The following is a 24,427-nucleotide window of genomic DNA, read 5'->3' on the forward strand; positions in this document are numbered from 1 at the left end:
CAGTTTGGCTACTTCAATCGCCCCGCCCCCTCCAGCCAACCTGGCGCGCCTTTTTGCAACCATTCAGTGGCCGCAGGATTGTGTTTGATGCGGCTATCCAGAAACGCCACGCCAACGGCCTGAATCGCAGCAACTTGCTTGGGATCCGGCGCCGGCTCACCCGCCACCGGGCCATGGAAATCGCCGCCGGATTTGGCGCCGCGCTTGTGCCCTTTACCTTTGGGAGCATCGCCAGACGGAGCGCTGCCCTTGTCGGCCTTTTTCGCCGGACGGTTGAACAACTCGGTGCCGGACAAGGTCTTGTGTGTCGCCTTGTTCAGCTCCAACTGAACACTGCCCGCCGCCGTCACCGACTGGCCCAACACTTCTCGCTGGCGATAAGAACTGACCCAGTTGAACGGATCTTCATCATTCTGACCGGTCATCGACAGCACGGGCGCCGATATCCGGGCGAACACGTCTTGCCCGGCATCGGCTTCCACGTAAGGACTGAGCAGCAATACGGCTTTGGGCTGAATCGCGACGCCCGACGTAGCGCCGGGCTCCAGCGCCCCGGCCAGTGCCTCTGCGGTCTGTGCCCCAAGATCAAAGCCGGCCACCACCACCTGGTTCCAGTCGATGGCCGCCAGTTGCGCGTCGCCTTTGGCGGCTCGTGCCCGAACCTCGGCCAGGACTTTCTGCAATGTGGACAGCCTGTCGCGCAGGGCGGCGGCGGTGTAATGACTGCTCGCCATCCCACGGAAGTCGCCATACTGCGCCTGCTGCGACGCAAAAATGGACTGATCATAGGCGTGTCCCTGAACAGACAGCACCGCATAACCGGCTTGCGCCCACGCCTTGCGCCACTCTGCGCCGCCCGAGGCCGGCTCGCCCAATCCTGGCAAGTAAATAATCAGCGGCAAGCGCTCGTGGTTAGTCGGCGCCAACCACGCAACATCCACCGATTGCTGATCGATTTGCCAAACGGCGCCCCAGCCAGCCGTTTCGTCATGGGACGGTTGATAGGCGGTGGTCAGCTCTTTGTTGACCCGCTCGGTGAATTCTATACGCGGGTCTGGCGGATCACCCGCACAACCAGAGATCAATCCCAGGCCACCCGCCAAGGCGCCCACCGCTAGCCAGTACCGAGGTTGAAAGTTCATTCGATTCACAAAACCGTCCAGATCAAGATGGCTAGCAGCCTAACCGACCCGCTGGCGAACGAGGCGCAATGGCAGGTAAAGAATGGGTAAAGGATGAGGTCAGGCTCACGCCGCACATCGCGCCAGCCTCTTGCCGGTGAAACGAAAAAAGAGGCCGAAGCCTCATACCGATCAGTTAAGACGCAAAACCTGTCGGAGCGAGCCCGCTAGCGAAAGGGCCAGCACATTCAACATTGATGTCGAATATAAGACCGCCTTCGCGGCAACGTTGCGTCGGACGATAGGTTGCCTTTAGAAATGGCGGCAATCAGCCATTACGAAATGTACACCGTTCAGCATGGGACAAGTTTTTGCATCAAGCTCGTCGATCACGATGTTCAGCATTGCCCATTCATCATGATTGGCGATCTTCCCCCACCATCGCACCCTGCTCACAGGCCCCCGCCTGCGGCACCAAATGTATATCGACCCGCCGGTTGGCTGAGCGCCCAGCCTCGGTCTCATTGCTGGCGATCGGCTGATTGGCCGCGAAGCCCTGTACCGCGAAGCAACTGTCGGCAATGTCGCCCATGCGCTGCATCCAGTCCCGCACGGCTGAAGCGCGAGCGTGGGACAGGGCCAGGTTCTGTTCGGCAACCCCGGTTGCATCGGTATGTCCGGCGATCACGATCAACCATCCCGGCTGGGCTTTGATGCCGACCAGGGCATTGATCAGCACCTTGGTCGAGCCTGGTTTCAACGTTGCACTACCGGCATCGAACAGCGACAAGCTGTCCAACCGTACCGGTTCGGGCATAAGCGCCTCATTGTCTGGAGCCACCAGCCAAGTCCGCCAACCGCCCCCCACGACCAAGGCAAGGAGAAACGCCCCGGCCAACAGCAACTGGACCCTACGAAGCCTGCGCGGCTCCACTTCAGGAGGCGGCAGAATCACGACGGGGGTCACCAAGGTCGGCGCCCCCACCCTGATGGGCACCAGCCCCCTTTCGCCCGCGGAATAGCTCTGTTCCAGATTCTGAATCAGATTATCGACCCTGTGGCGCAGAACCTGCAGCGTCAGCAGTGGACTCGACAGTTGAGGAAGTAAACACACCTGCAAACGTGCCAACTCAGTGTCCAGTTGAACCAGTTCAGGGACGCTGTTTGCCGTCGTCACTACACTGCGCAGCAGCAGTTGCAGTTGATCGAACAACCACCCCAGCAGATCCAGGCGCACCGAAGCCATCGGCGGCCACAGCCGCGACCACTCCCTGCCCAGAGCCTCAAGCAGCACCACACCTTGGGTAATGCCCTCCAGTCCGTGACGCTGACCCCGTGCCAGGGTGTAAAAACATGCCGTTTGCAGTTCCGCCCCGTTTTGCTGGAACAGTGCCAGGCACAACCGCTCCACCTTTGCCCAATCCACATCAGGGCAAGCGGGATGGCTGAGTTTGGCCAACTCATCGCGCAAAGCCGCAAACTCGCCGAACCCGCGCGGATCACCGCCGACTCGAATACGCATTTCAAACAACGCTGTCATCCAGCTTCCCTTCCGTTATCGGTTCAAGGCTTTGACAGGCAGTGCTGTCGCTTCAAGTGACGTACCAGCACTTTGCCCTCAGGCGCCAGAGTGGTACCGAAGCTCACCCGCTGGCCATCCTTCAATTGCATGTCCAGGGCATACTCCAGATGCCCCGGCATTACCTGGGACAGCAGTTCGATGGCGACCGCCGCCAGACGCGGTTCGTACTTGAGCAAGGTGTCGGTCATGGTGTTGATCAATCCATGGGCCGTGGCGGGCAGCCCTTGCAGGATCAGACTCATGTCCGGCAGCCCGTAATCCGGCAGATGGCTGAGCGCTCCCGCGCGGCTGTTAAGGATGCGCTGCAGATTGTCCAGTACGGACAGGATGTGCTGGTCTTCCTCGTTGACGCGATACAGGTCCAATTCACCCTCGAAATTTTGCAGCAGCATTTCATACAGCGAAGGGTTGTACTCGGTCATGGGTCACTCCTTCGCCAAGGGCCGCAGGGTCACGCGGTTATCTCCCAGCTCGATCACCCGCGCCCGATCCGGATCCAGATCATCACGCGTCAGCGTCAGACGCCAAGTGTTCAGCCGGGTATCGGGGCTGCGGAACAATGCCACCACCGTGACAAATCGCGCATCCTTGTGCATTGGCACGTTCAACTGCGCGCCCTCTTCGGGTTTCACCACCACCGAGCGCTTGCCCAGCAACGCGCTGGCCAACAGATGATCGTCATTACCCAGCAAACCGTCGTAGGTCGCCTGCTCCACCGCTTTGTTGTCGCGCAACTGGTACACCCGCACCAAGGTTGGCACCGACAATGCGCTCATGTCCGTGGCATCGGTGTTCAACGCCGTGCGCGCGCTGAAATCCAGGTGCAGGGTTTTCACCTGTTTATAGAAGATCGCCTTGGCCGTGGATGACGTGCCGTCCGCCAAGGTCTGGGCCAACCCACAACCACCGAGTGGTAGCGCAAACGCTGCCAGCATCAAAAGACTAAAAACGGTACGCGACATGCTGTGTCTCCCTGTTCCGGGAATTAATCGAAAGACCTTGGTAACGGCCCAGGTTGATCGTAATTGTGTCGTGTTCCGTCGCCCGCCAGGCATCGCCACCCAAGCCCAGGACACCGGTCATGCCCAGCCGAATGGGCGTTTGCCCCAGCACCGGCGCAGGCAAGCTGTGCACCGGCAACGACAACTTGAGTTTCGCCGTGCAGCGCCACCCCAGGTACACGCGCAGCAGCACCAACAGGTCGCCGTGCAACGGCCCGCCGGGTAACCAGCCACTGGCTTCCTGCGTGTCTTCGGTAAAAAGCACCAGGCACAGTTGACTGTTGGCGTCTTGGCCGACGGCGCCCAGCGGTGTGCCCTGGGACAGGCTCACCGGGCTCTGGGCGCAAAGACTGGCCGGGCATGCCAACGCAATACTTTGCGGCCAATGCGGGGTCACCTGCGCCACGGTGTTGGGGGCCAGTAATTTGACCAGCGCGATGATGCCTTCAGCATTACGCGTGGGCAGGCGCATGACACTGAGCAAGGCCAGAAAACGTGAAACAGGCGTGCCGATGTGCCGGGCGGTGCCGGGAATGCCCAGGCCGATCAGGCCTAGCAGGCATTGCGAAGTCGCATCGGTGCCACCCGCTTCGAACGTCGCCGGGTAGGAATACTTGCGCCAGATTCGGTAAAACTGAGTGAAGATCCGGTGATTGAAAATATCCAGGAAAGATTCCAGCGCTTCATGCCCTTCCCGACGCTGCGCGATGTCATCCAGAAACACGGTGGGCATGGGCGAGTCGACCCCGTACAACCCAAGCAATCGGGTGCGTACCGTCGCCGGACGTTGCGGGTGATCTTCATCCGTTTCAATGGCCTTCAACTCGCCCGCGGGAAACCCCATACCCGGATCGGGCCGGAAGCGTACGGCGTCATCAGCCGGGTGCGCAGTACTGCCCAAGGGCGGGTGATCGGGCAAGGCCTGCTCCAGCAATTGGCAAAAGCGGTACAGATTGGCTTCTGCCACCTGCCCGCGCAGGGCGTCCAGCAAACCGCCGGCTTTCAGCCGGGAATACGCTGACTGTGGTTCTCGTTCCATCGCAGGCACTTTCCAGTAGGTTGCAGGATCAGCGTGAGCTGGGTGTACAAATGAATGTCGGCGTACAAGGAAAAGAAACGGTTGAGCATTTCGCCGAACAGGCTGATATCGCCCTCCCCCGAAAAACCATTGGCATCCAGAGTGATTTCTATATCCACCCCGCGCAGCAGAAAGCCTTTCTCGAAACGCTGGATCAGGTGATGACTGACGTCGACGATCGCGGCCAGGCGGCGGCGGTTGAGCTCGCTGCCCGTCCAGTCGTACAACGCCAGCGTGCCTCGCAACACTTCAGCGTTGTCGAGCATCGGCAGGAAGTTAGAGCCCAGATGGCTGAGCACCCGCCAATGAAAGCGATCGCGGTTCGGCGGATAGCACGGCATCGTCGGCGCACACAGGTTGCGCACACGCAAACCGGCCTGGGTGGACTGCACCACCGTATCGAGCAAGGTGCTTTGCAGCGCCTTGCGCGGCAACTGACCGTGAGTACCGGTCAAGCGCAACGACAGGCTTTCGCGCTCGCGCAAACGGTCCTTATCAAAGCCCTCGCCGCCCAGGATCAACCAGGTGTCGTGCAAGCCATTCGCTGCCCGCTTCAGGCGCGTATGAAAGTAACGCTCAGGTGCCTCGTCGCGCAGCATGCCGCCCTTATGGCGAAAGCTGGTGAACGGCACGTAATCCTGACGTTCAGCGTTCTTCGAGGCCGTAACCCGGTCCACCGAATAGATCTCCGTATGGCCATCCTGCAATCGCATGGGACGCAGCAAGTAGTCGGTTTGCAAAGGCGCCAGTGTCAGCGGGTCGGCCTCCATCGGGAACAGATTGATCACCGGCACGGCGTGCAGACGGATGTGCTCGCGGCTCAAGTCGAAGTCAGGCGGCCAGGGCTCACGCAGCACGACTTCGAGGTCGAACCAAGGGGTGCCGGGCGCAATCTCCAATTGCTCCAACCCACACAGGGTCACGAACATGAATTTTTCGCGGAAGGTGAAGTACTCCAGCAACAACTGATAGCCGCTGAAAGCGCTGTCGCCCTTTGGCCACAGCCGGTCCTCATCGGCAAACCCCTTGGGGGCAAAATGCCCGATCAATGGCCGGCGTTCGGTTTGGCCAGGCCAACGCACATACAACGCTTGCACATTGAGGGTCAGCGCCTGATGCAGCGCGCTGGCCAACGGCGTATCGGCATTCAGGTACAGCGGCAAGCGGCTCAGATCGATCTGGCTCCAATCGGTCAACGCTCCACAGGCAAAGCGCAGACGCAGCAGCGAACGACCATCCGCCTCAAAACCCCGCCCTACCGACGCCAGGGCCAGTGGTCGCAGCGTCAGATCCTGTGTAGTGGTGTAACGACAACGGGTGCGTTGCGATCCGATCGGTTGAGACAGCACCTCAAAACCCTGAGCAACCAATTCGCTGCGCTTCATCTGCTCAAGTTCGGGCTCCAGTTCGATAACCGACAATGATGGAATGGTGCGCAGGTAATGCGGCCAAAGCAGGCTGACCAGACCTTCAGTCAATTCCGGCAGGTCATCGTCGAGCTTTTCCCGCAGGCGGCCCATCAGAAATGCGAAGCCCTCGAACAGGCGCTCCACATAGGGATCCTGCGCCCCCGGTTTGTCCAGGTTGAGCTGCGCGGCCCGATCCGGGAACGCGTCCGCGAACTCCTTGCCGGCCTCGCGCAGGTAGCTCATTTCGGCATCGAAATAGCGCAATGTCAGATTGTCCATGCTCAAAGAAAGAGTCCTGATGAGTGAGGGTCAGCCGCAGAGCACTGCGGCGCGTACCGGGTCGATGGCCACCAGTGCGGCCAACAAGGTTTCCATCCGCCGCGCCAGAGCGAGTTTGTCGACGTCGTTGCGCTGAGCTTTCAAGCGCAGCAGTTTGAGCAGCCGCGCCTTGACCTCGAAGTTCAGCTCGGGCTCCCACTCGGCCAAGGCCTGGCGTTGCGCCGTGGCGTCCAGTTCGGCCAACAGATGGATGGCCAGGTCGCTCTTGCCGTACTGCTCGGCCACGCGCGCCATCAACAGGCGCAGCAACCAGCGTTGGCGCCCGGTATGGATGCCGGGGCGTGCAGCCAGCCAGGCCAGTGCCTGGTCCACGCCGTCGCTGTCAGCCTGGGTCACGGCCTCGCCTTCCAGGGACAGGATGTCGGTATCGCCGGTGGACGGTGCCATCGAGGGTACGGGTAACCATTGCTGGGGCTGGTTGCCGCTGACATGCTGGGCAATCCACTCGCGTGTGGTCTCATCAGCGAAGGGGCTGCCGTCGCTCCAGCACAGCACATCCAGACCCGGCAGGCGCTCAAGGAACATGCCCAGGTCACGCTTGGCGATATCGGCCCAGCGATCCTGCGGCACGGGTTGTTTGCTCAGCGCCTGATACAGGTACCACTGCAAGTCGAGCCAGAAATGGTTCACGCCCTCGGCATAGATCCGCTCGACCTGCTCGATCAACTCCGTCCAGTTCTGTTGCAGGTACAAACGTTTGAGCAGTGCCCGATAGTCACTCCGCGGCGGCGTCAGGCGCGTGTTGTTGTTCGTATCTTGCGGAGGGGCCTGGTGCACCGTGTCCCAACGCAAGCTCTTCATCAGGCGGTGGGCCGCCAGCCAGCCCAAAGGTTGGTCACGCAGGTACCCCGCCAAGGCCCGGCCGCTGTCCAACAGGTCGCGCCCGGACTTGATTGCCGTTGCAGGCGATGCGTTGGCCTGCGCAGTCGACTCATGGCTGGCGGTGTTCTGCGGAACCAGCGCGTCCATGCCACCGGACTGCGCCAATCTCGCGGACAAGGCGGCATACAATGGCCCCAGGGCGGGACGCTGATCCTGCGGCCAGGCACTCAACCCGTGTTCCAGCCAAGCGAGTGCCGCGGCGGTACGCTCGGCCTCAGTCTTGACCACTTCCGGGTACAACGACAGCGTGTCCAGCACCTTGCCGCTGGCCAACCATTCCAGGGCCATCTTGCGGCTGTTGGGGCGGGTTGGCAGCACCTCGTTGGCGAAGCGCTCAACCAGCGCCGCCAACAGGCTCAGGCCATCGGCCAGCCCCACTTCGCCGTCCCTGTGCAAGCGCGCCCACAGATAGTAGGTGGCGACCCGCAGGTCCTTGCAGCGGTGGGTCAACAGTTTCTGCGCCAGTTGCACCACCCGCTCGGCATCGGCGCCCGACAGCTTATTGACCTCTTCGCGCATGCGCTGGAAGTCATCATCGTAGCCGGGGTCTTCGCCGACGGGGGAATCGGCGCTGACAGGTAACAACCAAGGTTGCCAGTGGGAAGCTTGTTCGCGTGCAACGGACAGCGCATCACGCGCACCCAGACAACGGGCGATCAAAGCACGCAAGCTCATTGAAAACCCCCATTGCGCGCGGAAGGCCTGTCAGCGGCGTTCTCGCTGAGAAATATCTGCTGAGGCAACGTAAAGTCACGCAGCTTGAGCAACGCCAACGGCCCCGCATCCAGCTCGGTGCGCAGGTGCCAGATCAGGTTCAAGCCATCGGGGGCCTTGAGCACCATGCGGTAGCGGCTGTCACCGTCGTCCAACGGCGTGACCTGGGCTTTCTCCAGCAGGCGGATCAGGCCCCATGTACCTGGGTAGTCGCCGAACAGCCGTTCGCCGGCCAGCAGGCTGGTCCAGCTCAGGCTCACGCCGGGATAGTCGCTGCGCCCCGGCCAGTTGAAGCGCTGCCAGCTTTCCTTCTGGTTGAAGTACTGGTGCTTGTCGCCATTGAGGATGAAGGTGGTTTGCACCACATCGCGCACGGGCTTGCCTTGCAGTTCAAAGCTCAGGCCCATGCCACCGTCGGTGTAAAGCACATCGGCCAGGTCGCTGAGCTGATTGATAGCGCCGAGAAACTGCGGGTTGAAACGCAAGCCTTGAGCATGGTGCGGGTCCGCCACCCAACGGCGGCCCTCCTTACGCAACACGCCGCTCAATTGCCGCTGTAAAAACTGCTCGATGCGTCCAGAATCAGCCCGAATCATCTGCCCCAACATCGGCAAGGAGGCGTCGCTGGCGGTTGCCGAAAATGGGTAACGGCTGGCGAAGGCATCGTTCCAATGGCTGACAATCGAGCGCTGCCACTGGCTGTTGAGCCCAGCGGCCGACGGTTGCAAGACCCGTTGCCAGGCTTGTTCCAGCGGCTGTACAAAAAGGGTTTGTGCCGCCCCGCCCCACTCGGCTCCCAGGCTGGCGGCCATCAGGCTGCCGTAGGATTGGGTGTCGGTCAGGTCGATCCTGCGCCCTTGAAATACGGTTTGCGCCAGTGCCTGAGTCATTTCCAGCGGATCGGGCGCTGTGCTGACTTGCTGCAACTTCAGGCGCACCCGTGTCACCCGGGTCAGGAATGCCTGGAGACTCAGATCGTCATGGCTGTTTTTGCCTTCAGGCCCCTTACCCAACAACGCCAACAACGGGCTGAAGGTCGCATCCAGTGGACTGCTCGGCATGTGGGCCAGTTGATCGATCACCGGGGCCTTGTCCTGCCCAATCAGCTTTTGCGCGGACTTCACCAGCGAGTCGGTCAGGGCCTGGGTTCGGGTGCCCGCCTGACCCTGATAGGCCAGGGTATTCATCAGTGCAATCAGCGGGGATTGGCGCACATCGCTCATCAGCGTCAACTGATCGATCACCTCGTCGAGACTCCCGGCCTCCTTCCAGCGCAGGCCATTAAGCAGATTCAGCCAGGCGCTGGCATAGTCCTGAAAGTAGCGTTCGGTGAGACGTTCACGCAGCTGGTCCGGGCTCAACCGGGTGTCGATGTCGGTGGGCTTGTCGCTGAGTACCCAGTCGATTTCCTCGCGCCGCGCCTCGGCGATCGCATCAATGGCGTGGCGCACCTGGCCCTCCCAGGCCTGGCGGGTGAACACGCCCGGCACGCTGGCATCGCTGGAAAACAACGCCGGCGCATCGGTGTCGCCCACCAGTTGCTGCAGGCCCACGTCTGAGTAGTGATTGGCAGCCTCATCGAGCAGTTGCTGGTACAGGCTGGCCTCGGCATTACGTTGCCCCAACTGGCCAAGCAGTACCTGTCGGACTTGCGCGACCAGCCTCGGATCGGCCTCGATCCGCCAAGCCGGATTCTCGGCCAGGTGTTCGCCGTAGAACTGCCACAGATTGGGTGCCAGGCTTTGCCAGAGTCCCGGCGATATTCCTGCTCGCCTGGGCTCGATATCGCTGAGGGTCTTGACCAGAAGCGCGGCATCCGTTTTTTCCGGGCGCGCCATCATCAGATAAGCCTTGAGCTGGTTATACGCGTCGTGGGCGTGCTCGACCCGTTGCGGGCTGTCCGGAGACAACTTGACCAGCGCGCTGAGCTGCTGCTGCAAACGAGTCGCGGCCGGGTCACGAATCAGGCGATTGTTGGCCTCGACATAACGCGGCCACAGCGCTTCAAGCAATGCTTGATTTTGATTCAGGCCGAAGCGCTGATACCAAGGCACGCTGTGTGCGGCGCGGTAATCCAGACGCGCCAGTTCGCGCACCAGATCGTTGAGCGCGCTGAGTTGCTCGTCGCCTTGCGATGACTGTTGCAACGCCGCCAGTGAGGTTTGTACCTGGGCGATCTGCACACGGTCGCTGAGGAACGACAGCAGCAGCCCTGCGCCCCACACCAGCGCCAAACCCAGTACCAGCGCATAACTGATGCGCGTGGCGTTCCAGCCCAGGCGACGATGAGAAAAAGCCTTGTCGCCGAGCACGCCATCCCAGGCCGGAGCGGCGTGCCAATGATTATTGGCGGGGGCCTGACTGGCCGCCGACAACGGCAGGCTGAACCACAGCCCTCGCAACCGCACGCCCTGGGCGAACTTTCCGGACAATGGCACCAGCGCTTGACGCCAACGGGCAATGCCTTCGGCCTGCAAATCCCGAGACAAGCGCAGCAGAAAATCATGGCCCATCACACCGCTCACCTGCGCCAGCCCCTCACGGCGCAAGCGCTCCAGCAGGCGGTCCAGACAGGACGCCAACACCGTCGCAGTCACGCGCGAGGGCAGCAGGCAACCGACCGGTTGAGCCTTGCGTTTTTCCTGATCCCCCGCGCTGTCGCACACCTGCCACAGGTACAGCGGCAACTGCCAGCGCTGTGTACGGGCAAGGTCCAGCAGATGATTGACGCCACGACTCATCACCCCCTCATCGGCGCTCTGTTCTTTGTTCAAGGCCCAGACCACGCCGTCCAAGCCGCGCCAGCGGCTGAGCCCACTCCATTGCTCAAGGAATGATTGATCCAGCATCGCTTGCGCACTGCCGCCCAACAGCAGGACGACGCCCTGACCTTCCAGCCAGAACTGCTCAGCCAGGGTCGGGGCGATGGCGTCGATTTCGGCGGGTTCGCCGAGGACTAGAAGCAGGCGGACTTTGTGGCGCCAGAAGATGCCGTGGTGGGCACGTAAGCGTTGAATTATCTCTGACTGCTTTTCCTTCCTATCGGGCTCGTAGGGCGTGGACACTGGCGACCGAGAACCGATGATCAACCTGCGGATCCCGATCTGGACAATCTGCCAAGTCATAAGCGCCATACCGAACAACACTGCCCACAGTAATACGCCCTTGAGTAGGACATCTTGCATCAAGGCACGACTGAGGAGCCGAGGTTCCATCAACAACCACCAGATCACAGCCCCCACCGCGACCAGCAGCGCCAGGATCACCGCCAGTAATAACGCCGTTTTCCCAAGGGATATTTTTGGAGATTCAACTATTTGAGTCATCGGGTTCAATGATTCCAAGGGTCAGTGTGTGGTGAGGATCGTTTGCCAACCAGGCGCAAGGCCTTTGATGCTGTTCGGCGTACCAGGCAGCCAGGGTTTGTACGACCATGGCCTGCAGACTTTCCAGGTCGCCAAAGTTGGCGTCTTGCGCGTGCTGTCTGGTGTTCCAGCCAATGGCAGGCAGATCAGGCACATTCGGCTGAGAGAACGACACGCAGATTTGAGTGGGGGCTGTTAGTTCGCTCTGTTGTAGAACTCGCTTAGCTACCGTTGGGAGGTGCTCGGTATCAGCCGAAAACCATTCACCCCGAGAAAAACGCACGCCACCTTCGGGGCCGAATAACCAGAGCACCGCCGCTTCCCCTGTCGGCAAGCGACTCTCCTGCTGGGTAGGCGAGGATTGGCAACCGGCACAGAGAATGCGGGCCGTTTCGGGAGCACCCTGCAATTGATCAATGACCGAATCCAGAGTACGAATTCCCTGCCAAGGCTCGGGCTGTTCGGGCAGTTGAACCTGCGGAGAACACAGCGCCATTTGTTCGACAAACGCTTGCCAGGCCGCCAGTGAACCCTGCCAGTAGCTACGTAGCGGCTGCACGACTGAATCTTCAACACACTGTTTCTGCCACTGTAGCGCGAGCAAAATCGCTAAATTACGCTCGCGTTCGGCGACATCACTCCCAAACACCTGAAAAAGGTGAATCGTGCGCCCTTCGAGCGTTTCCTGTGGCTTGGGAGGTTGATGATCTGGGCTGAAGAGCAGTTGTCCGTGTTCCGGTGTAGTGCATGCCGCTGATACCAGCACAGAGCCGACCAGCGCGACGTTCTGCCGATGGTGCATCCACCACGCCTGCTGTACCTGCTCCGCCGCCTCGCAATAGCTCTGTGCGTTATGCCGGTTGAGGCGGAAGTACAAGACGCGCAACAGCAGCGCCAGCAACCAGACCAGTGATGCACAAGCCACACCGGTAACCGTCAGATGCAGCTCAATGACCGATCGCAATACCACGCTGACACCGCTCAAAAAAACCAGCATGGCTACACCGCTGATCATCCAGCGTGAATACACGGGTGCCTGAACCAACGGGTAGGGGGCGAACTCAGGTGCGGTGATCAAAATGCCACCAGTGAGTCGGGCATTGAGCTGACCAGCGTACATCCGCATTGGCAGCGGTGGCCATGCAGCGCCGCCGGTCGGCCGTCGAGATGCAACAGGTCGGTGCCTTCGGCGATCTCGGTCCGACCGTGCAGGTTGCAGTGCACGGCGTCACCCTGACAGGCCATGGGCTTGCCGTGACACTCGTAATGCCCCTCCAGCACTTCGCCGCCATATTCTTCCAGCGTGTCGCCCTGACGAATCACCGGTTTCATCGCCACACCTCCAGATAGAGGTCGTACATTACTTCGGACATGACTGAGGCTCCGGCAAGTGCAATGGGGTCTTGATCGGGTATTCGGGGCTGCCGTAGGCGTAGCAGGAGGTGGTGACCTGGAGTTCATCGCAGGGCAGGAAGTGCACGGTGAGGCCGCAGACTTTTTGGCCGGTGTAGTCGGGGACGGGGACTACTTTGCTGAGTTGGCGTTTTTGCGCTGCGACTTTGTCCAGCCAAGCATCGTACTTGGCCTCATCTGCAAAACCGGGAAACTCATCGGCGAGATCACTCATGCCACTAGCTCCGGTTTCCCAATCAACACGCACCGTCATCCCCGATTTCCAGCGCGACGGGGCGACGTAACAGCACCCCCCCCGCCCCCTTGGTACGGACCGATAATGTCGATACCCGAACGACCATCGACACTGAAGCGATTGATCGCCCAGTGGGTGTGGTTAATGGCTTCAAGGGTGCTGGCCATAGCGCTCTGCATCAGCACAGCCCCAACCAGGCCGCAGAGGGCAGTAATCAGCACACGGCGCGAAATGAGGTTGGGCATGGTTTTTACTCCTGAAGCAGCGCGTCGAAAGACAGGGTCAGGCCTATGCATTGTTCACCTCGCCGACCTTGGCGTAATAGGCATCCCAGTGCGCATCGATGGCTTGCTGAGCTTCTGCCATACGCTGGGCATTCATGACGGGAGGTTGAGCCGCAACGGCAGGTATCGAGGCTGGCAAAAGTGTGCCCGCCGCGAGCATCGCCTCTTGCGTTTCATGATTCAGTGCCAGTTCCCTTCGGCTGGCTTCGCCGAAGAACACCATGCGCTCCCGGAAATAGCTGCCCATCGGCTCACGCCCGAATGAGTAGAGGAACCAGGCGCGGGAATCGTGGACCTGGTCATCAAACAGCGCACGCAGTAGCCCTGCCGGCTGCGTGGCGTTGCCGGTTTCATCTACGGTCCCCCGGCTCTTTTCGTCCCAGTGATTACGCTGGCCAGCCGGAGGCGGAAACAGCTGGCTGACCCTCGCCCGTCCCGCCGCTTTCATTTGCCGGCCTTCAACGCGTGCGTCGGCGGTGATGATGCGCAAGACCACCACGGGCGGAGCGTTGGCCGGTAATACTCGACTCAGGCTGGAGGCCAGGTGATCGGGGTCGCGGTAGGCTGCACCGAACTCTTCGGCGGCTTCGCGCAGTTGGGTTTGCGCCATGTCAGCGTCGAAATCCTTAACCCCGGGCTCCGGTGGTTTTGGCTGCGCTCGGCCACTGCGCTCAAGGGCGAGTTGCATCTTGCGATTTGATTTAATCGTTGCCTGCTTCTTGTTACGGTCAGACTCGGCTTGCTTACGTACGGCTGGGTCTGCTTCGGTATCGGTCGCCTGTAGGTAGAAGGTTTTCTGCTTCAAGCTGGCGAAGGCATAGCGGTCGATGCGCCAAGCGGTGATCCAGCCCAACTGCTCGCGCGCTGCCTGTTCCAACGTGGTGGTGAATGTGAGAGGTTGGTAACGTTCTATCTGTTCAGTGGGCAGCGGTTGGGAAACGAGGGGCAGACCCAGAGTTATCTGACGCCAGGCGTTGAAGCGGTTGACCAAGGTCTGAGAAACACCAAACGCCTCAGTCACATCATCTTCCATTGCCCGCCACAGTTCATGGAGTAGCCCAATTGGTAATGTATTCTTCGGCACTTTTAAGGGCGCACCGTGAGCAAAGGCGTCAGCATATAGATCGTTCAAGGCAATTTGTGATAACAGCAAACGATCATCATCGCTAATACCCTTTCCCTGATCCCCTGGCGGATACCCCCCACCCAAATCCGAGTGCACCCCCGGATAAACCACCTCCACACTATTCACCGGGTAACTGCCACTCTCGCGACGAATCGATTCCAGCGGAAAACACAGGCGCTGCTCATAGCTTGCCGTAAGGTGCAAGCAACGCTTGACCAGCCCACCACCGGGCAGTTCCTGATTGCCATCGGCCCAGGCCATATGGCCATCTGCTCCTGGAAAGATATCAGCGATGCCCACCGAAGCTACGGTGTCCAGCAGCCCCAGGTACTCCACGCTCAGGGGAATCTCCAGATCATCCAGTTTCAGGAACGGCCGGTAACGCATCAGCTCGTTCAACCAACTGACAAAGGCCCGTGCTGCCGCTGCACCACGGGAAAAACCATAGACATACAGCTTGATGCCCAACAGCTTAGACGTACCGGGGTTTGGTTGTGCCAGCGCAAGGCGCAGCGGCTTTTCAATCGCCTTGAGCTGCTTGCTGAACACACCAGCACGGTTGGCCTGGCCGTTGAATTCCAGGCTTGGCAACGTGCCCATGGCCTGGACCGCCGCCTTCAGGCTCGCGTTGTCCAGCCGGGGCAGCCCCAGCGTGCGCCGCAGGGCGTCGATGAGCATCAACAGGCCCCAGTTGATCCGTTCTTCGCCGAACCAGGCGCCCGCCAGCCCGGCAGCGGTGTAATCCAGGTCGCCCACTTCCGCAAACGGCGTACCGACGCCGGGCATGTAGTACTTGAAGTACTGGCCATTGCCAGTGCCCGCCGCGTCGGTCAAACGCTGGGCCTTGTCACTGTGTCCGGTACCACCGGCATACCCGTCCCCGACGGTGGCGCGAAACAGCCGGGCGATATTGGTCGGGTGCGGTGTACTGGATATGTACAAATCATCGTTCAGGTTATTGCCGGTACCGTCGAAGAACAGGCTGATGTGCACGGTCTTGCAACACGGAGGCATCACCCGGCGACCGGCCGCCAGGCAAAGGGCATCGTGGTAGCCGCGCTCCTGCTCGCACTGGCGCAGGATATTTTGTTGGACCTGGCCGACGCGGCGAGGCAAACGCCCCTCCATAGGAAACTCCGGTGGGACCCAGACACTGGCATGTTTCACTTCGGACATGACTGAGGCTCCGGCAAGTGCAATGGGGTTTTGATCGGGTATTCGGGGCTGCCGTAGGCGTAGCAGGAGGTGGTGACCTGGAGTTCATCGCAGGGCAGGAAGTGCACGGTGAGGCCGCAGACTTTCTGGCCGGTGTAGTCCGGGACGGGGACTACCTTGCTGTGCTGGCGTTTTTGGGCATCGATTTTGTCTAGCCAGGCGTCGTACTTGGCCTCGTCAGCAAAACCGGGAAAGCCATCGGGATAGGCCACACCTGTTTCCCAATCGACACGCACGGTCATGTCTGGGCTCCAGCGCGACGGAGCGATATAACAACAACCGCCCCCACCACCCTGATACGGGCCGATGATGTCGATCCCCGAACGACCGTCGACGCTGAAGCGGTTGATCGCCCAATGGGTGTGGTTGATGGCTTCAAGTGTGCTGGCCTGGGCGCCTTGAGTTAACAAGGCCCCCACGAGCGTTGCGACAAGGCACCTGGCCGTCGAAAACGTGGGCATGAAGTCATTTTCCTTTTCATTGAAGTCCTGTCATTCAAAAAACCAGACAATTCGCCGAACGCGTGGCCCTCGCGCTCGAGAAACAGCAACACTGGAAAACAAATGATGCAGTGGGCAGTCAACGACTGCCGCCCCAATGCCAGGGTCATCGGGACGAACAGGAAATTTCCCTCAAGGAAAATATTCGTTTTCCTACGTTTTTGCGGGTGATCGGCTCAGGCAGGAGAAGTCAGTTGCGTGGTAAGGCCTCACAGGAGACAAACCTATGGCGCACAAAAAAAGGGCGCCCTGTCAGGGGCGCCCTTTTTTGTGAAGCGTACTTCGTCTTACTTACGCTTCATCGACAAGAAGAACTCGTCGTTGGTCTTGGTCGTTTTCAGCTTGTCCAACACCTTGGTTTCCGTAGCCCTACGGGGTACCCACGCCATCACTTGGCATGTCGCCTTGATGTACCTGTGGTTACATCGTTTCATCACCCGTCATACGGCGTCGCTTATTTCGGGCATGACTGTGGTTCCGGCAGGTGCAACGGGGTCTTGATTGGATACTCGGGGCTGCCGTAGGCGTAGCAGGAGGTGGTGACCTGGATGTCATCGCAGGGCAGGAAGTGCACGGTGAGGCCGCAGACTTTTTGGCCGGTGTAGTCCGGGACGGGGACTACTTTGCTGTGCTGGCGTTTTTGCGCTCTACTTTTATTTCGCCAAGCTAAATACTTCGGCTCGTCAGCAAAACCAGGAAAGTCATCGGAATAAGCCACCCCGCTTTCCCAATCAACACGCACCGTCATCCCCGGCTGCCAGAGCGACGGAGCGATATAACAGCAACCGCCCCCACCCCCCTGATACGGGCCGATGATGTCGATACCCGAGCGTCCATCGACGCTGAAGCGGTTGATCGCCCAGTGGGTGTGATTGATGGCTTCAAGGGTGCTGGCCTGAGCGCCTTGCACCAGCACAGCCCCCACCAGGCCGCAGAGGGCAGCCATCAGCACACGGCACGAAATGAGATCGGGCATGGGTTTAACTCCTGAATCAGGACGTTGAAAGACAGGCTCAGGCCCGCGCATTGTTCACCTCGCCGACCTTGGCGTAATAGGCGTCCCAATGCGCCTTAATGGCTTGCTGCGCTTCTGCCATACGTTGGGCGTCCATGACGGGAGGGTGAGCCGCAACGACAGATTCCGAGGCGGGCAAAGGCGTGCCAGCAGCGAGCATCGTCGCTTTCGCTTCAGGGTTAAGTGCCAGCTCCCTTCGGCTGGCTTCGCCGAAAAACACCATGCGCTCACGGAAATAGCTGCCTATCGGCTCACGCCCAAATAATGGTGAGTAGAGGAACCAGGCGCGGGAATCGTGGACCTGGTCATCAAACAGCGCACGCAACAGTCCCGCCGGTTGCATGGCGTTGCCGGTTTCGTCCATTGCCGGTACCGTCGAAGAACAGGCTGATGGTCTGCAACACGGTGGCGTGACCCGATAACCGGCCGCCAGGCACAGGGCATCCTGATAACCCCGCTCCTGCTCGCACTGACGCAGGATATTTTGCTGACCCTGCTCCACTCGGCTGGGCAAACGACCTTGCAGCGGAAACGGCGGCGGGACCCAGACACTGGCATGTTTCACTTCGGACATGTCTGAGGCTCCGGCAAGTGCAATGGGGTTTTGATCGGGTATTCGGGGCTGCCATAGGCGTAGCAGGAGGTGGTGACCTGGAGGTCATCGCAGGGCAGGAAATGCACGGTGAGGCCGCAGACTTTTTGGCCGGTGTAGTCCGGCACGGGAACTAGTTTGCTGTGCTGGCGTTTTTGGGCTTTTATTTCTTTCTCCCAAGCTAAGAACTTAGGCCAATCTCCAGTACCGGGAAAACCTTCTGAGCTACCAGCTCCCGTTTCCCAATCAACACGTACCGTCATCCCCGGCTGCCAGCGCGACGGGGCGACGTAACAGCAACCTCCGCCGCCTCCTTGGTATGCCCCAATAATGTCGATCCCCGAACGGCCATCGACACTGAAACGATTGATCGCCCAGTGGGTGTGATTAATGGCTTCAAGGGTGCTGGCCTGAGCGCTCTGCGCAAGCACAGCCCCAACCAGGCCGCAGAGGGCCCCCATCAGCACTTGATACGAAATAGGGTTGGACATGCGTTTTATCCCTGAAACAGGGCGTCGAAAAGCAGGATCAGGCTGGCGCATTGTTCTCCTCGCTGACCTTGGCGTAATAGGCGTCCCAGTGCGCATCGATGGCTTGCTGCGCTTCTGCCATACGTTGGGCGTCCATGACGGGAGGGTGAGCCGCAACGACAGGTTCCGAGGCGGGCAAAGGCGTGCCAGCAGCGAGCATCGTCGCTTGCGTTCCATGATTTAGTGCCAGCTCCCTTCGGCTGGCTTCGCCGAAAAACACCATGCGCTCACGGAAATAGCTGCCCATCGGCTCACGCCCGAATGAGTAGAGGAACCAGGCGCGGGAATCGTGGACTTGGTCATCAAACAGCGCTCGCAATAGCCCCGCAGGCTGCGAGGCGTTGCTGGTTTCGTCCACGGGGCCCCGGGTCTTTTCGTCCCAGTGATTACGCTGACCAGCCGGCGGCGGAAACAGCTGGCTGACCCTGGCCCGTCCCGCCGCTTTCATCTGCCTGCCCTCGACGCGTGCATCGGCAGTGATGATGCGCAACACCACCACGGGCGGAGCGTTCGCCGGTAATACTCGACTCAGGCTGGAGGCTAAGTGATCGGGGTCACGGTAGGCGTCACCGAATTCCTCGGCGGCTTCGCGCAATTGGGTTTGCCCCATGTCCGCGTCGAAGTCCTTAACGCCGGGTTCCTGTGGCTTTAGCTGCGCTCGGCCACTGCGTTCAAGGGCTAGTTGCTCTTTGCGCCTTGATTTAACAGCTGCCTGTTTTTTGTTCCGGTCTGACTCGGCTTGCTTACGTACTACCGCGTCGGCTTCGGTATCGGTCGCCTGAAGGTAGAACGTTTTCTGCTTCAAGCTGGCGAAGGCATAACGGTCGATGCGCCAGGCGGTGATCCAGCCCAACTGCTCGCGCGCTGCCTGTTCCAACGTGGTGGTGGATGTGAGGGGTTGATAACGCTCTATCTGTTCAGTGGATAACGGTTGGGAGACGGGGGCAGACCCAGAGTCATCTGACGCCAAGCGTTGAATCGAGTAACAAGCTCTGATGTGACATCAAACGCTCGAACTATTTCAGGCTCCATCGCCCGCCACAGCTCATGCCGCAACCCTATTGGTAACGAATCTTTCGGGACTTTCAGGGGCGCGCCGTGAGCGAAGGCATCAGCGTATAGATCGTTCAAGGCAATCTGCGATAGCAGAAGTGCGTCCCCTACACGAACATCTTGGCTGAACGCCTTCCCCTGATCCCCAGGCGGATACCCCCCACCCAAATCCGAGTGCACCCCCGGATAGATCACTTCCACACTGTTCACCGGATAACTGCCGCTCTCGCGACGAATCGACTCCAGCGGAAAACACAGACGCTGCTCAAAGCCCGCAGCAAGATGCAGGCAACGCTTGACCAGCCCACCACCGGGCAATTCCTGATTGCCATCGGCCCAGGCCATATGGCCATCTGCTCCTGGCAAGATATCGGCGATACCCACCGAGGCCACCGTGTCCAGCAGCCCCAGGTATTCCACGCTCAGGGGAATTTCCAGATCATCCAGTTTCAGGAACGGTCGGTAACGCATCAGCTCGTTCAACCAACTGACAAAGGCCCGTGCCGCCGCCGCGCCACGGGAAAAGCCATAGACATACAGCTTGATGCCCAACAGCTTCGATGTGCCGGGATTTGGCTGTGCCAGAGCGAGGCGCAACGGCTTTTCAATCGCCTTGAGCTGCTTGCTGAACACACCAGCACGGTTGGCCTGGCCCTTGATAAACTCCAGCCCTGGCAACGTGCCCATGGCCTCGACCGCCGCCTTCAGGCCCGCGTTGTCCAGCCGCGGCTGGCCCAGCGTGCGCCGCAGGGCATCGATGAGCATCAGCAAGCCCCAGTTGATCCGCTCTTCGCCGAACCATGCACCGGCCAGCCCAGCAGTGGTGTAGTCCAGGTCACCCACTTCCGCGAAAGGCGTGCCGACGCCGGGCATGTAGTACTTGAAGTATTGGCCGTTGCCAGTGCCTGTCGCATCGGTCAACCGCTGGGCCGCTTCGCTGTGTGCGGTACCTCCAGCATACCCGTCCCCGACAGTGGCGCGAAACAGCCGGGCGATATTGGTCGGATGCGGTGTAGTGGATATGTACAAATCATCGTTCAGGTTATTGCCGGTACCGTCGAAGAACAGGCTGATGTGCACGGTCTTGCAACACGGAGGCATCACCCGGCGACCGGCCGCCAGGCACAGGGCATCGTGGTAGCCGCGCTCCTGCTCGCACTGGCGCAGGATATTTTGTTGGACCTGTCCGACGCGGCGAGGCAAACGCCCCTCCATAGGAAACTCCGGTGGGAGCCAGACACTGGCATGTTTCACTTCGGACATGACTGAGGCTCCGGCAAGTGCAATGGGGTCTTGATCGGGTATTCGGGGCTGCCGTAGGCGTAGCAGGAGGTGGTGACCTGGAGTTCATCGCAGGGCAGGAAGTGCACGGTGAGGCCGCAGACTTTCTGGCCGGTGTAGTCCGGGACGGGGACTACCTTGCTGTGCTGGCGTTTTTGGGCATCGATTTTGTCAAGCCAAGCATAGTATTTGTCTCGATCTGCAAAACCGGGAAAGCCTTCTGAACTACCCGCTCCTGTTTCCCAATCAACGCGCACGGTCATGTCTGGGCTCCAGCGCGACGGGGCGACGTAACAGCAACCGCCCCCACCACCCTGATACGGGCCGATGATGTCGATCCCCGAACGACCGTCGACGCTGAAGCGGTTGATCGCCCAGTGGGTGTGGTTAATGGCTTCAAGTGTGCTGGCCAAGGCGTTTTGCCCAAGCAAAACGCCAACAAGAGTACCGAGCAGGGCGACGCGATAAATGCCGTTCGAGGATCTGGGCATGATGTTCAATTCCTGGCTTCGCTGGAGAGGGTCGCGCAGGCGTTGCGTAACCTGTCGAGGGTGTGGGCTTCACGCTGATGAGTGAGTAATAACCCGTCCTGAGTGGCTTCAATCATTGCCGCGTAGCACGCCTGAAAGTGCTGCTCGGGGCTCCACTGCGAAGGTAATGCCTCGGCCAGACTCACTATCGCCACCATGGCATCACTGGCGCAGCTAAGCGTTTCCAGCTGGCTGTCGCTCAGTTCGATAGGGGTAAAATCTTCGGGCAACTCGTCCGTATCGGCGGTACCCACAAGCCGTTTGGGAAGACCGTCGCGATCCAGCCAGCTCCAGAAAACAGCCGGACGTAACAACGGTTGCTGCTGCTCGGGTTCAAGCACATGACTAAACAGCAACGGGAAGAGACGCGGGTCGTAGTAGCGCAGCAGGCCCGGATAGCCGCCATTACTTGCTTCCAAGCATCGACTGAGATGCTCAGCCAAGGATTGAAAAGGCCAAAGCGAAGCCAATACCAGCAATTGCGAGCGGCCATTCAGCGCTTTCATTAGGCCAATGAGCCACTGCCGCTGAAGGGGCTGCGTCAGATCGACACGCACCAGTAATGGCGCCAGCTCGTCGGCACCAGCCTCCGGCAACCCGGTGAATAATGAATACCATGGCAGTGCAGGCTCGACGCTGAGAACACTGGGCAGTAATGGGGAGTCGCTGCCGGCCTGATCAATGATGATATCCAGGCACGTAACGGAGACTTCTGAGCAGGAAACGTCCAACAGCTCTATCCAGGTACCGCGAGGAACAGCGCTCATGCTTGTGCCCCTCTGGGCACGAAGCCCTGAGCAGCAGCCTGTGCCTTCTTCAGGCACTCCTTGCACACCGAGCCGGGTAATTCAGGAAGGGGGAAATCTTCACTGGTTGCCGGATTCAACCGGTGCTGCCCTTTAATGCTGATCAGGCCCGGGCCATGAATCTGGATCTCGCCTTGCGGCGTAATACGGATATAGGCGCCACCACAACCCAGGGTGATGCCATTCTTGGCGGTCAGTTGCAGATGACCCTGCACCGACTGCATGGTGATGTCTTGCTGGGCAATCAGATTCATCACGTCGCCGTGGGATTCGATTTCCACGGGGCCCTTGCCCGACACTAGGCGCACGCCTTCCTGTTGAGCCAACAGGGAGATGGCCTTGCTCGCGTTGATGGACAGACGTTTGCCGGCGGCCAGGTTGATCTCGTCGTTGCTTTGCACATACAGCGCCTTGCCGCTTTTCAGCAGCACGCTAGCAGGAGTCACCGCGCCGATACCTTTGGGAGCACTGAGCAGAATGGCCGACGCGCTCAGGTCCTTGGCGCTGTCCTGAAGCTGTTGCAAGCCGTCAATGGCCGGCTGACGACTGCGGTGGGACTGAGCGATTTCCTGCCAGTCAGCGATTTGCTTCTTTGCACCCGCGACCAGATCGGAGGCTGGCGCCATGCTGAGCACGTCACCCGAGGCCTTTGCCTGTTCATCGGCACTGATGAACAAACCCTTGCCGCCGCGAATGCTCCCCCAACCATCCGTGCGCAGCTCAAACCCCTCCCCTCGCTTCTTACGCTCGGCATCCACCAAATGCCCCAGATTCAACTGGCTCTTACCACTGTGCTCAGTACTGAGCTTGACGTGCTCCTGCCCCCGCGTGTCGTCCATGCGCAGTTTGTTATTGGCAGGCGTACGCAGCACGTTGCGTTTGTAGTTGCGCAAGGTCACGTGGTCGACGTGCTGGCTGTCGTGCAGGGCGTGGGCGATGTAGGGGCGGTCCGGGTCGCCTTGTTCGAAGGCGATGGCCACTTCGGTGCCGGGAATCAGCGGCAGGTGCAGGCCGTGGGTGTCGCCGGCATAGGGTCGGGCCAGGCGTAGCCAGAGGCTTTCTTCGCCGGGTTTCCAGGTGTCGCGGTCAAACAGAAAATTCACTCGGTAGCGCCCTTCCAGGTCGATATGGGCATAAGGATCGTTGGCCTGTGGGCTGGTGACGCGGGCCGGTACGGTGCCGGCGATTTGCGGCTTGGACGCCAGAGCCGGGCGAAAGCACACCGTCTCTGAATAGGGCATGGCCTGGAAGGTGGCCTCGAAGCTGCGATCGCGCGCGGCCCGGGTGGTCAGGCAGGTGATCACCGCTCCCGGTGTGAAGGCCTGCGGCGCACCGCCAGAGATTTTGAGCACCTGCCCCGGCGCCAGGACGGTGCTGCTGCTGATGCCGCTCAGTTGCGCCTGATCGTTGAGGTAGCGCTCATGACGCAGGCGCGCATAGAAATAACCGCTTTCGCTGTGCAGGTCTTCGTCCTGGGCCTGGGCGTCACCGAGCACGCGGTACGGTTCGGCGTAGTGATAGGCCTCACCGTAGGTAGTGGTCGCGCCACGGCTTTGGTCGATCTCCCCGCTCAGGTGGGCGCTGGCATCGCGGTGCTGGTAGGCGCGGATGTGCACCTGCCGCTCGACCACTTTGTGCTGCGATTGCAGTTGCCACACAGCGTCCTGCCCACTGCTGGCCAGTCCGGATTGCGGGCGATACGGCAGCTCGACGTCGAACTGGTACTGGCGTTGATCGTCGCAAAACTCGACGACGTCGATGCTCAAGCGCTCGTCGCTGGTAAAGCGATACCAGATGCCGACCTCGGCCAGCAGACGGGTGATAAAGCTCAGGTCGCTTTCACCGTATTGCATGACCTGCTCGCGTTTGGGGTAATCGCGTTGCAGGCTGAACAGGAAGTCCTGGCCTTCAAAGCCGTGGCGGCTGCGCAGGATGTTTTCAACAATTTCCGGCACCGACTGATGCTGGTAGATACGCAATTGTTGGCCGCGACCGAGCAGGGCCAGACGTGGCTGCAAGGTGATTTCATAACAGGCCTCGTCGTTGGAGCCGGACTGTCGTTTGAAGCCAGTAACCACGCCATGCAGCGTGCGCAGCGGTTTGACCGATGTTGCGTTCAGTCTGGCGAGCAGCAGTTTTTGCGGCGCAGCGTGCAGGCTGAAACGGGCGTCCTGGCCAAGCAGGTCGGCGGCGGGCAGGTCACGCTCGGTGCAGGTGAACTCCACGCGATAAACGAAGGGTTGGCTCAACCGCTCTTCGCCTTCAAACGTCAGGACGTCAAGTTGGGCCTCGAGGTTACGCACACTCAGCGTGTGCCGGCTGTGGTCGAAAAACGTCTGTAATCCGTTGAGCATAC

The 24,427-nt window shown here is 60.2% G+C and carries 20 protein-coding genes and 1 pseudogene; all 21 read right to left on the bottom strand.

Annotation, left to right across the window (positions count from 1 at the left end; translation table 11 throughout):
• Window positions 1–8 precede the first annotated feature (8 nt).
• Window positions 9–1,142 carry an alpha/beta hydrolase family protein gene (locus tag POF45_RS03275; protein WP_282315041.1) on the bottom strand — a complete coding sequence of 378 codons (1,134 nt, stop codon included), beginning with the start codon at window positions 1,140–1,142 and terminating at the stop codon, window positions 9–11.
• A 394-nt stretch (window positions 1,143–1,536) separates the two neighbouring features.
• Window positions 1,537–2,661: an OmpA family protein gene (locus tag POF45_RS03280; RefSeq protein ID WP_282315042.1), complete on the bottom strand. Its 1,125-nt coding sequence runs from the start codon at window positions 2,659–2,661 to the stop codon at window positions 1,537–1,539.
• 23 nt (window positions 2,662–2,684) lie between these two features.
• The gene (gene tssE, locus POF45_RS03285; protein WP_282315043.1) at window positions 2,685–3,125 is read right to left on the bottom strand and encodes a type VI secretion system baseplate subunit TssE; all 441 of its coding nucleotides are present in this window, start codon (window positions 3,123–3,125) and stop codon (window positions 2,685–2,687) included.
• 3 nt (window positions 3,126–3,128) lie between these two features.
• Window positions 3,129–3,665, bottom strand: coding sequence for a type VI secretion system lipoprotein TssJ (tssJ, locus tag POF45_RS03290; protein ID WP_282315044.1), 537 nt, complete (start codon window positions 3,663–3,665; stop codon window positions 3,129–3,131).
• On the bottom strand, window positions 3,646–4,743 hold the full coding sequence (gene tssG, locus POF45_RS03295; RefSeq protein WP_282315045.1) for a type VI secretion system baseplate subunit TssG: 1,098 nt from the start codon (window positions 4,741–4,743) through the stop codon (window positions 3,646–3,648). The genes tssJ and tssG overlap by 20 nt, the downstream gene beginning before the upstream one ends.
• Entirely contained in the window at window positions 4,707–6,476 is a 1,770-nt protein-coding gene (tssF, locus tag POF45_RS03300) for a type VI secretion system baseplate subunit TssF (protein ID WP_282315046.1), read from the bottom strand. Before tssF ends, tssG begins: the two co-directional genes overlap by 37 nt.
• Window positions 6,477–6,500: 24 nt before the next feature.
• Window positions 6,501–8,087 (bottom strand): type VI secretion system protein TssA, encoded by a 1,587-nt coding sequence (gene tssA / locus POF45_RS03305; RefSeq protein WP_282315047.1) that lies wholly within the window; start codon window positions 8,085–8,087, stop codon window positions 6,501–6,503.
• On the bottom strand, window positions 8,084–11,452 hold the full coding sequence (locus POF45_RS03310; RefSeq protein WP_282315048.1) for an ImcF-related family protein: 3,369 nt from the start codon (window positions 11,450–11,452) through the stop codon (window positions 8,084–8,086). Before POF45_RS03310 ends, tssA begins: the two co-directional genes overlap by 4 nt.
• Window positions 11,436–12,569 (bottom strand): hypothetical protein, encoded by a 1,134-nt coding sequence (locus POF45_RS03315; protein WP_282315049.1) that lies wholly within the window; start codon window positions 12,567–12,569, stop codon window positions 11,436–11,438. The genes POF45_RS03310 and POF45_RS03315 overlap by 17 nt, the downstream gene beginning before the upstream one ends.
• Complete coding sequence (locus POF45_RS03320; RefSeq protein ID WP_282315051.1) at window positions 12,566–12,823, bottom strand: PAAR domain-containing protein; 258 nt, start codon at window positions 12,821–12,823, stop codon at window positions 12,566–12,568. The genes POF45_RS03315 and POF45_RS03320 overlap by 4 nt, the downstream gene beginning before the upstream one ends.
• Window positions 12,824–12,851: 28 nt before the next feature.
• Window positions 12,852–13,318, bottom strand: a pseudogene (tli1a, locus tag POF45_RS03325) (Tli1a family immunity protein).
• Between the two features lie 109 nt (window positions 13,319–13,427).
• The gene (locus POF45_RS03330) at window positions 13,428–15,725 is read right to left on the bottom strand and encodes a T6SS phospholipase effector Tle1-like catalytic domain-containing protein (RefSeq protein WP_282315052.1); all 2,298 of its coding nucleotides are present in this window, start codon (window positions 15,723–15,725) and stop codon (window positions 13,428–13,430) included.
• Complete coding sequence (tli1a, locus tag POF45_RS03335) at window positions 15,713–16,225, bottom strand: Tli1a family immunity protein (protein WP_282315053.1); 513 nt, start codon at window positions 16,223–16,225, stop codon at window positions 15,713–15,715. The genes POF45_RS03330 and tli1a (POF45_RS03335) overlap by 13 nt, the downstream gene beginning before the upstream one ends.
• Window positions 16,226–16,718: 493 nt before the next feature.
• On the bottom strand, window positions 16,719–17,210 hold the full coding sequence (gene tli1a, locus POF45_RS03340) for a Tli1a family immunity protein (protein ID WP_431978600.1): 492 nt from the start codon (window positions 17,208–17,210) through the stop codon (window positions 16,719–16,721).
• A gap of 67 nt (window positions 17,211–17,277) precedes the next feature.
• A complete protein-coding gene (locus POF45_RS03345; protein WP_282315055.1) occupies window positions 17,278–17,853 on the bottom strand; it encodes a T6SS phospholipase effector Tle1-like catalytic domain-containing protein in 576 nt (191 codons plus the stop codon).
• Window positions 17,841–18,362 (bottom strand): Tli1a family immunity protein, encoded by a 522-nt coding sequence (tli1a, locus tag POF45_RS03350; RefSeq protein ID WP_282315056.1) that lies wholly within the window; start codon window positions 18,360–18,362, stop codon window positions 17,841–17,843. Before tli1a (POF45_RS03350) ends, POF45_RS03345 begins: the two co-directional genes overlap by 13 nt.
• Window positions 18,363–18,399: 37 nt before the next feature.
• Window positions 18,400–19,254, bottom strand: coding sequence for a T6SS phospholipase effector Tle1-like catalytic domain-containing protein (locus POF45_RS03355; RefSeq protein ID WP_282315057.1), 855 nt, complete (start codon window positions 19,252–19,254; stop codon window positions 18,400–18,402).
• 56 nt (window positions 19,255–19,310) lie between these two features.
• Entirely contained in the window at window positions 19,311–20,717 is a 1,407-nt protein-coding gene (locus POF45_RS03360; RefSeq protein WP_282315058.1) for a T6SS phospholipase effector Tle1-like catalytic domain-containing protein, read from the bottom strand.
• Window positions 20,705–21,226, bottom strand: coding sequence for a Tli1a family immunity protein (gene tli1a / locus POF45_RS03365; RefSeq protein WP_282315060.1), 522 nt, complete (start codon window positions 21,224–21,226; stop codon window positions 20,705–20,707). The genes POF45_RS03360 and tli1a (POF45_RS03365) overlap by 13 nt, the downstream gene beginning before the upstream one ends.
• Before the next feature lie 5 nt (window positions 21,227–21,231).
• A complete protein-coding gene (gene tla1, locus POF45_RS03370; protein ID WP_282315061.1) occupies window positions 21,232–22,032 on the bottom strand; it encodes a toxin Tle1 chaperone Tla1 in 801 nt (266 codons plus the stop codon).
• A complete protein-coding gene (locus POF45_RS03375) occupies window positions 22,029–24,425 on the bottom strand; it encodes a type VI secretion system Vgr family protein (RefSeq protein WP_282315062.1) in 2,397 nt (798 codons plus the stop codon). Before POF45_RS03375 ends, tla1 begins: the two co-directional genes overlap by 4 nt.
• Window positions 24,426–24,427: the final 2 nt, after the last annotated feature.

This window comes from Pseudomonas fungipugnans (assembly GCF_029955235.1).
Taxonomy (GTDB): Bacteria; Pseudomonadota; Gammaproteobacteria; order Pseudomonadales; family Pseudomonadaceae; genus Aquipseudomonas; species Aquipseudomonas fungipugnans.

What these genes read in the sequence shown, in the direction of transcription:
- POF45_RS03275 (WP_282315041.1), bottom strand. Translation starts at nt 1,142, where the DNA reads ATGAACTTTCAACCTCGGTACTGGCTAGCGGTGGGCGCCTTGGCGGGT.
- POF45_RS03280 (WP_282315042.1), bottom strand. Translation starts at nt 2,661, where the DNA reads ATGACAGCGTTGTTTGAAATGCGTATTCGAGTCGGCGGTGATCCGCGC.
- tssE (WP_282315043.1), bottom strand. Translation starts at nt 3,125, where the DNA reads ATGACCGAGTACAACCCTTCGCTGTATGAAATGCTGCTGCAAAATTTC.
- tssJ (WP_282315044.1), bottom strand. Translation starts at nt 3,665, where the DNA reads ATGTCGCGTACCGTTTTTAGTCTTTTGATGCTGGCAGCGTTTGCGCTA.
- tssG (WP_282315045.1), bottom strand. Translation starts at nt 4,743, where the DNA reads ATGGAACGAGAACCACAGTCAGCGTATTCCCGGCTGAAAGCCGGCGGT.
- tssA (WP_282315047.1), bottom strand. Translation starts at nt 8,087, where the DNA reads ATGAGCTTGCGTGCTTTGATCGCCCGTTGTCTGGGTGCGCGTGATGCG.
- POF45_RS03310 (WP_282315048.1), bottom strand. Translation starts at nt 11,452, where the DNA reads ATGACTCAAATAGTTGAATCTCCAAAAATATCCCTTGGGAAAACGGCG.
- POF45_RS03320 (WP_282315051.1), bottom strand. Translation starts at nt 12,823, where the DNA reads ATGAAACCGGTGATTCGTCAGGGCGACACGCTGGAAGAATATGGCGGC.
- POF45_RS03330 (WP_282315052.1), bottom strand. Translation starts at nt 15,725, where the DNA reads ATGTCCGAAGTGAAACATGCCAGTGTCTGGGTCCCACCGGAGTTTCCT.
- tli1a (WP_282315053.1), bottom strand. Translation starts at nt 16,225, where the DNA reads ATGCCCACGTTTTCGACGGCCAGGTGCCTTGTCGCAACGCTCGTGGGG.
- tli1a (WP_431978600.1), bottom strand. Translation starts at nt 17,210, where the DNA reads ATGGCTGCCCTCTGCGGCCTGGTGGGGGCTGTGCTGGTGCAAGGCGCT.
- POF45_RS03345 (WP_282315055.1), bottom strand. Translation starts at nt 17,853, where the DNA reads ATGTCCGAAGTGAAACATGCCAGTGTCTGGGTCCCGCCGCCGTTTCCG.
- tli1a (WP_282315056.1), bottom strand. Translation starts at nt 18,362, where the DNA reads ATGTCCAACCCTATTTCGTATCAAGTGCTGATGGGGGCCCTCTGCGGC.
- POF45_RS03360 (WP_282315058.1), bottom strand. Translation starts at nt 20,717, where the DNA reads ATGTCCGAAGTGAAACATGCCAGTGTCTGGCTCCCACCGGAGTTTCCT.
- tli1a (WP_282315060.1), bottom strand. Translation starts at nt 21,226, where the DNA reads ATGCCCAGATCCTCGAACGGCATTTATCGCGTCGCCCTGCTCGGTACT.
- tla1 (WP_282315061.1), bottom strand. Translation starts at nt 22,032, where the DNA reads ATGAGCGCTGTTCCTCGCGGTACCTGGATAGAGCTGTTGGACGTTTCC.
- POF45_RS03375 (WP_282315062.1), bottom strand. Translation starts at nt 24,425, where the DNA reads ATGCTCAACGGATTACAGACGTTTTTCGACCACAGCCGGCACACGCTG.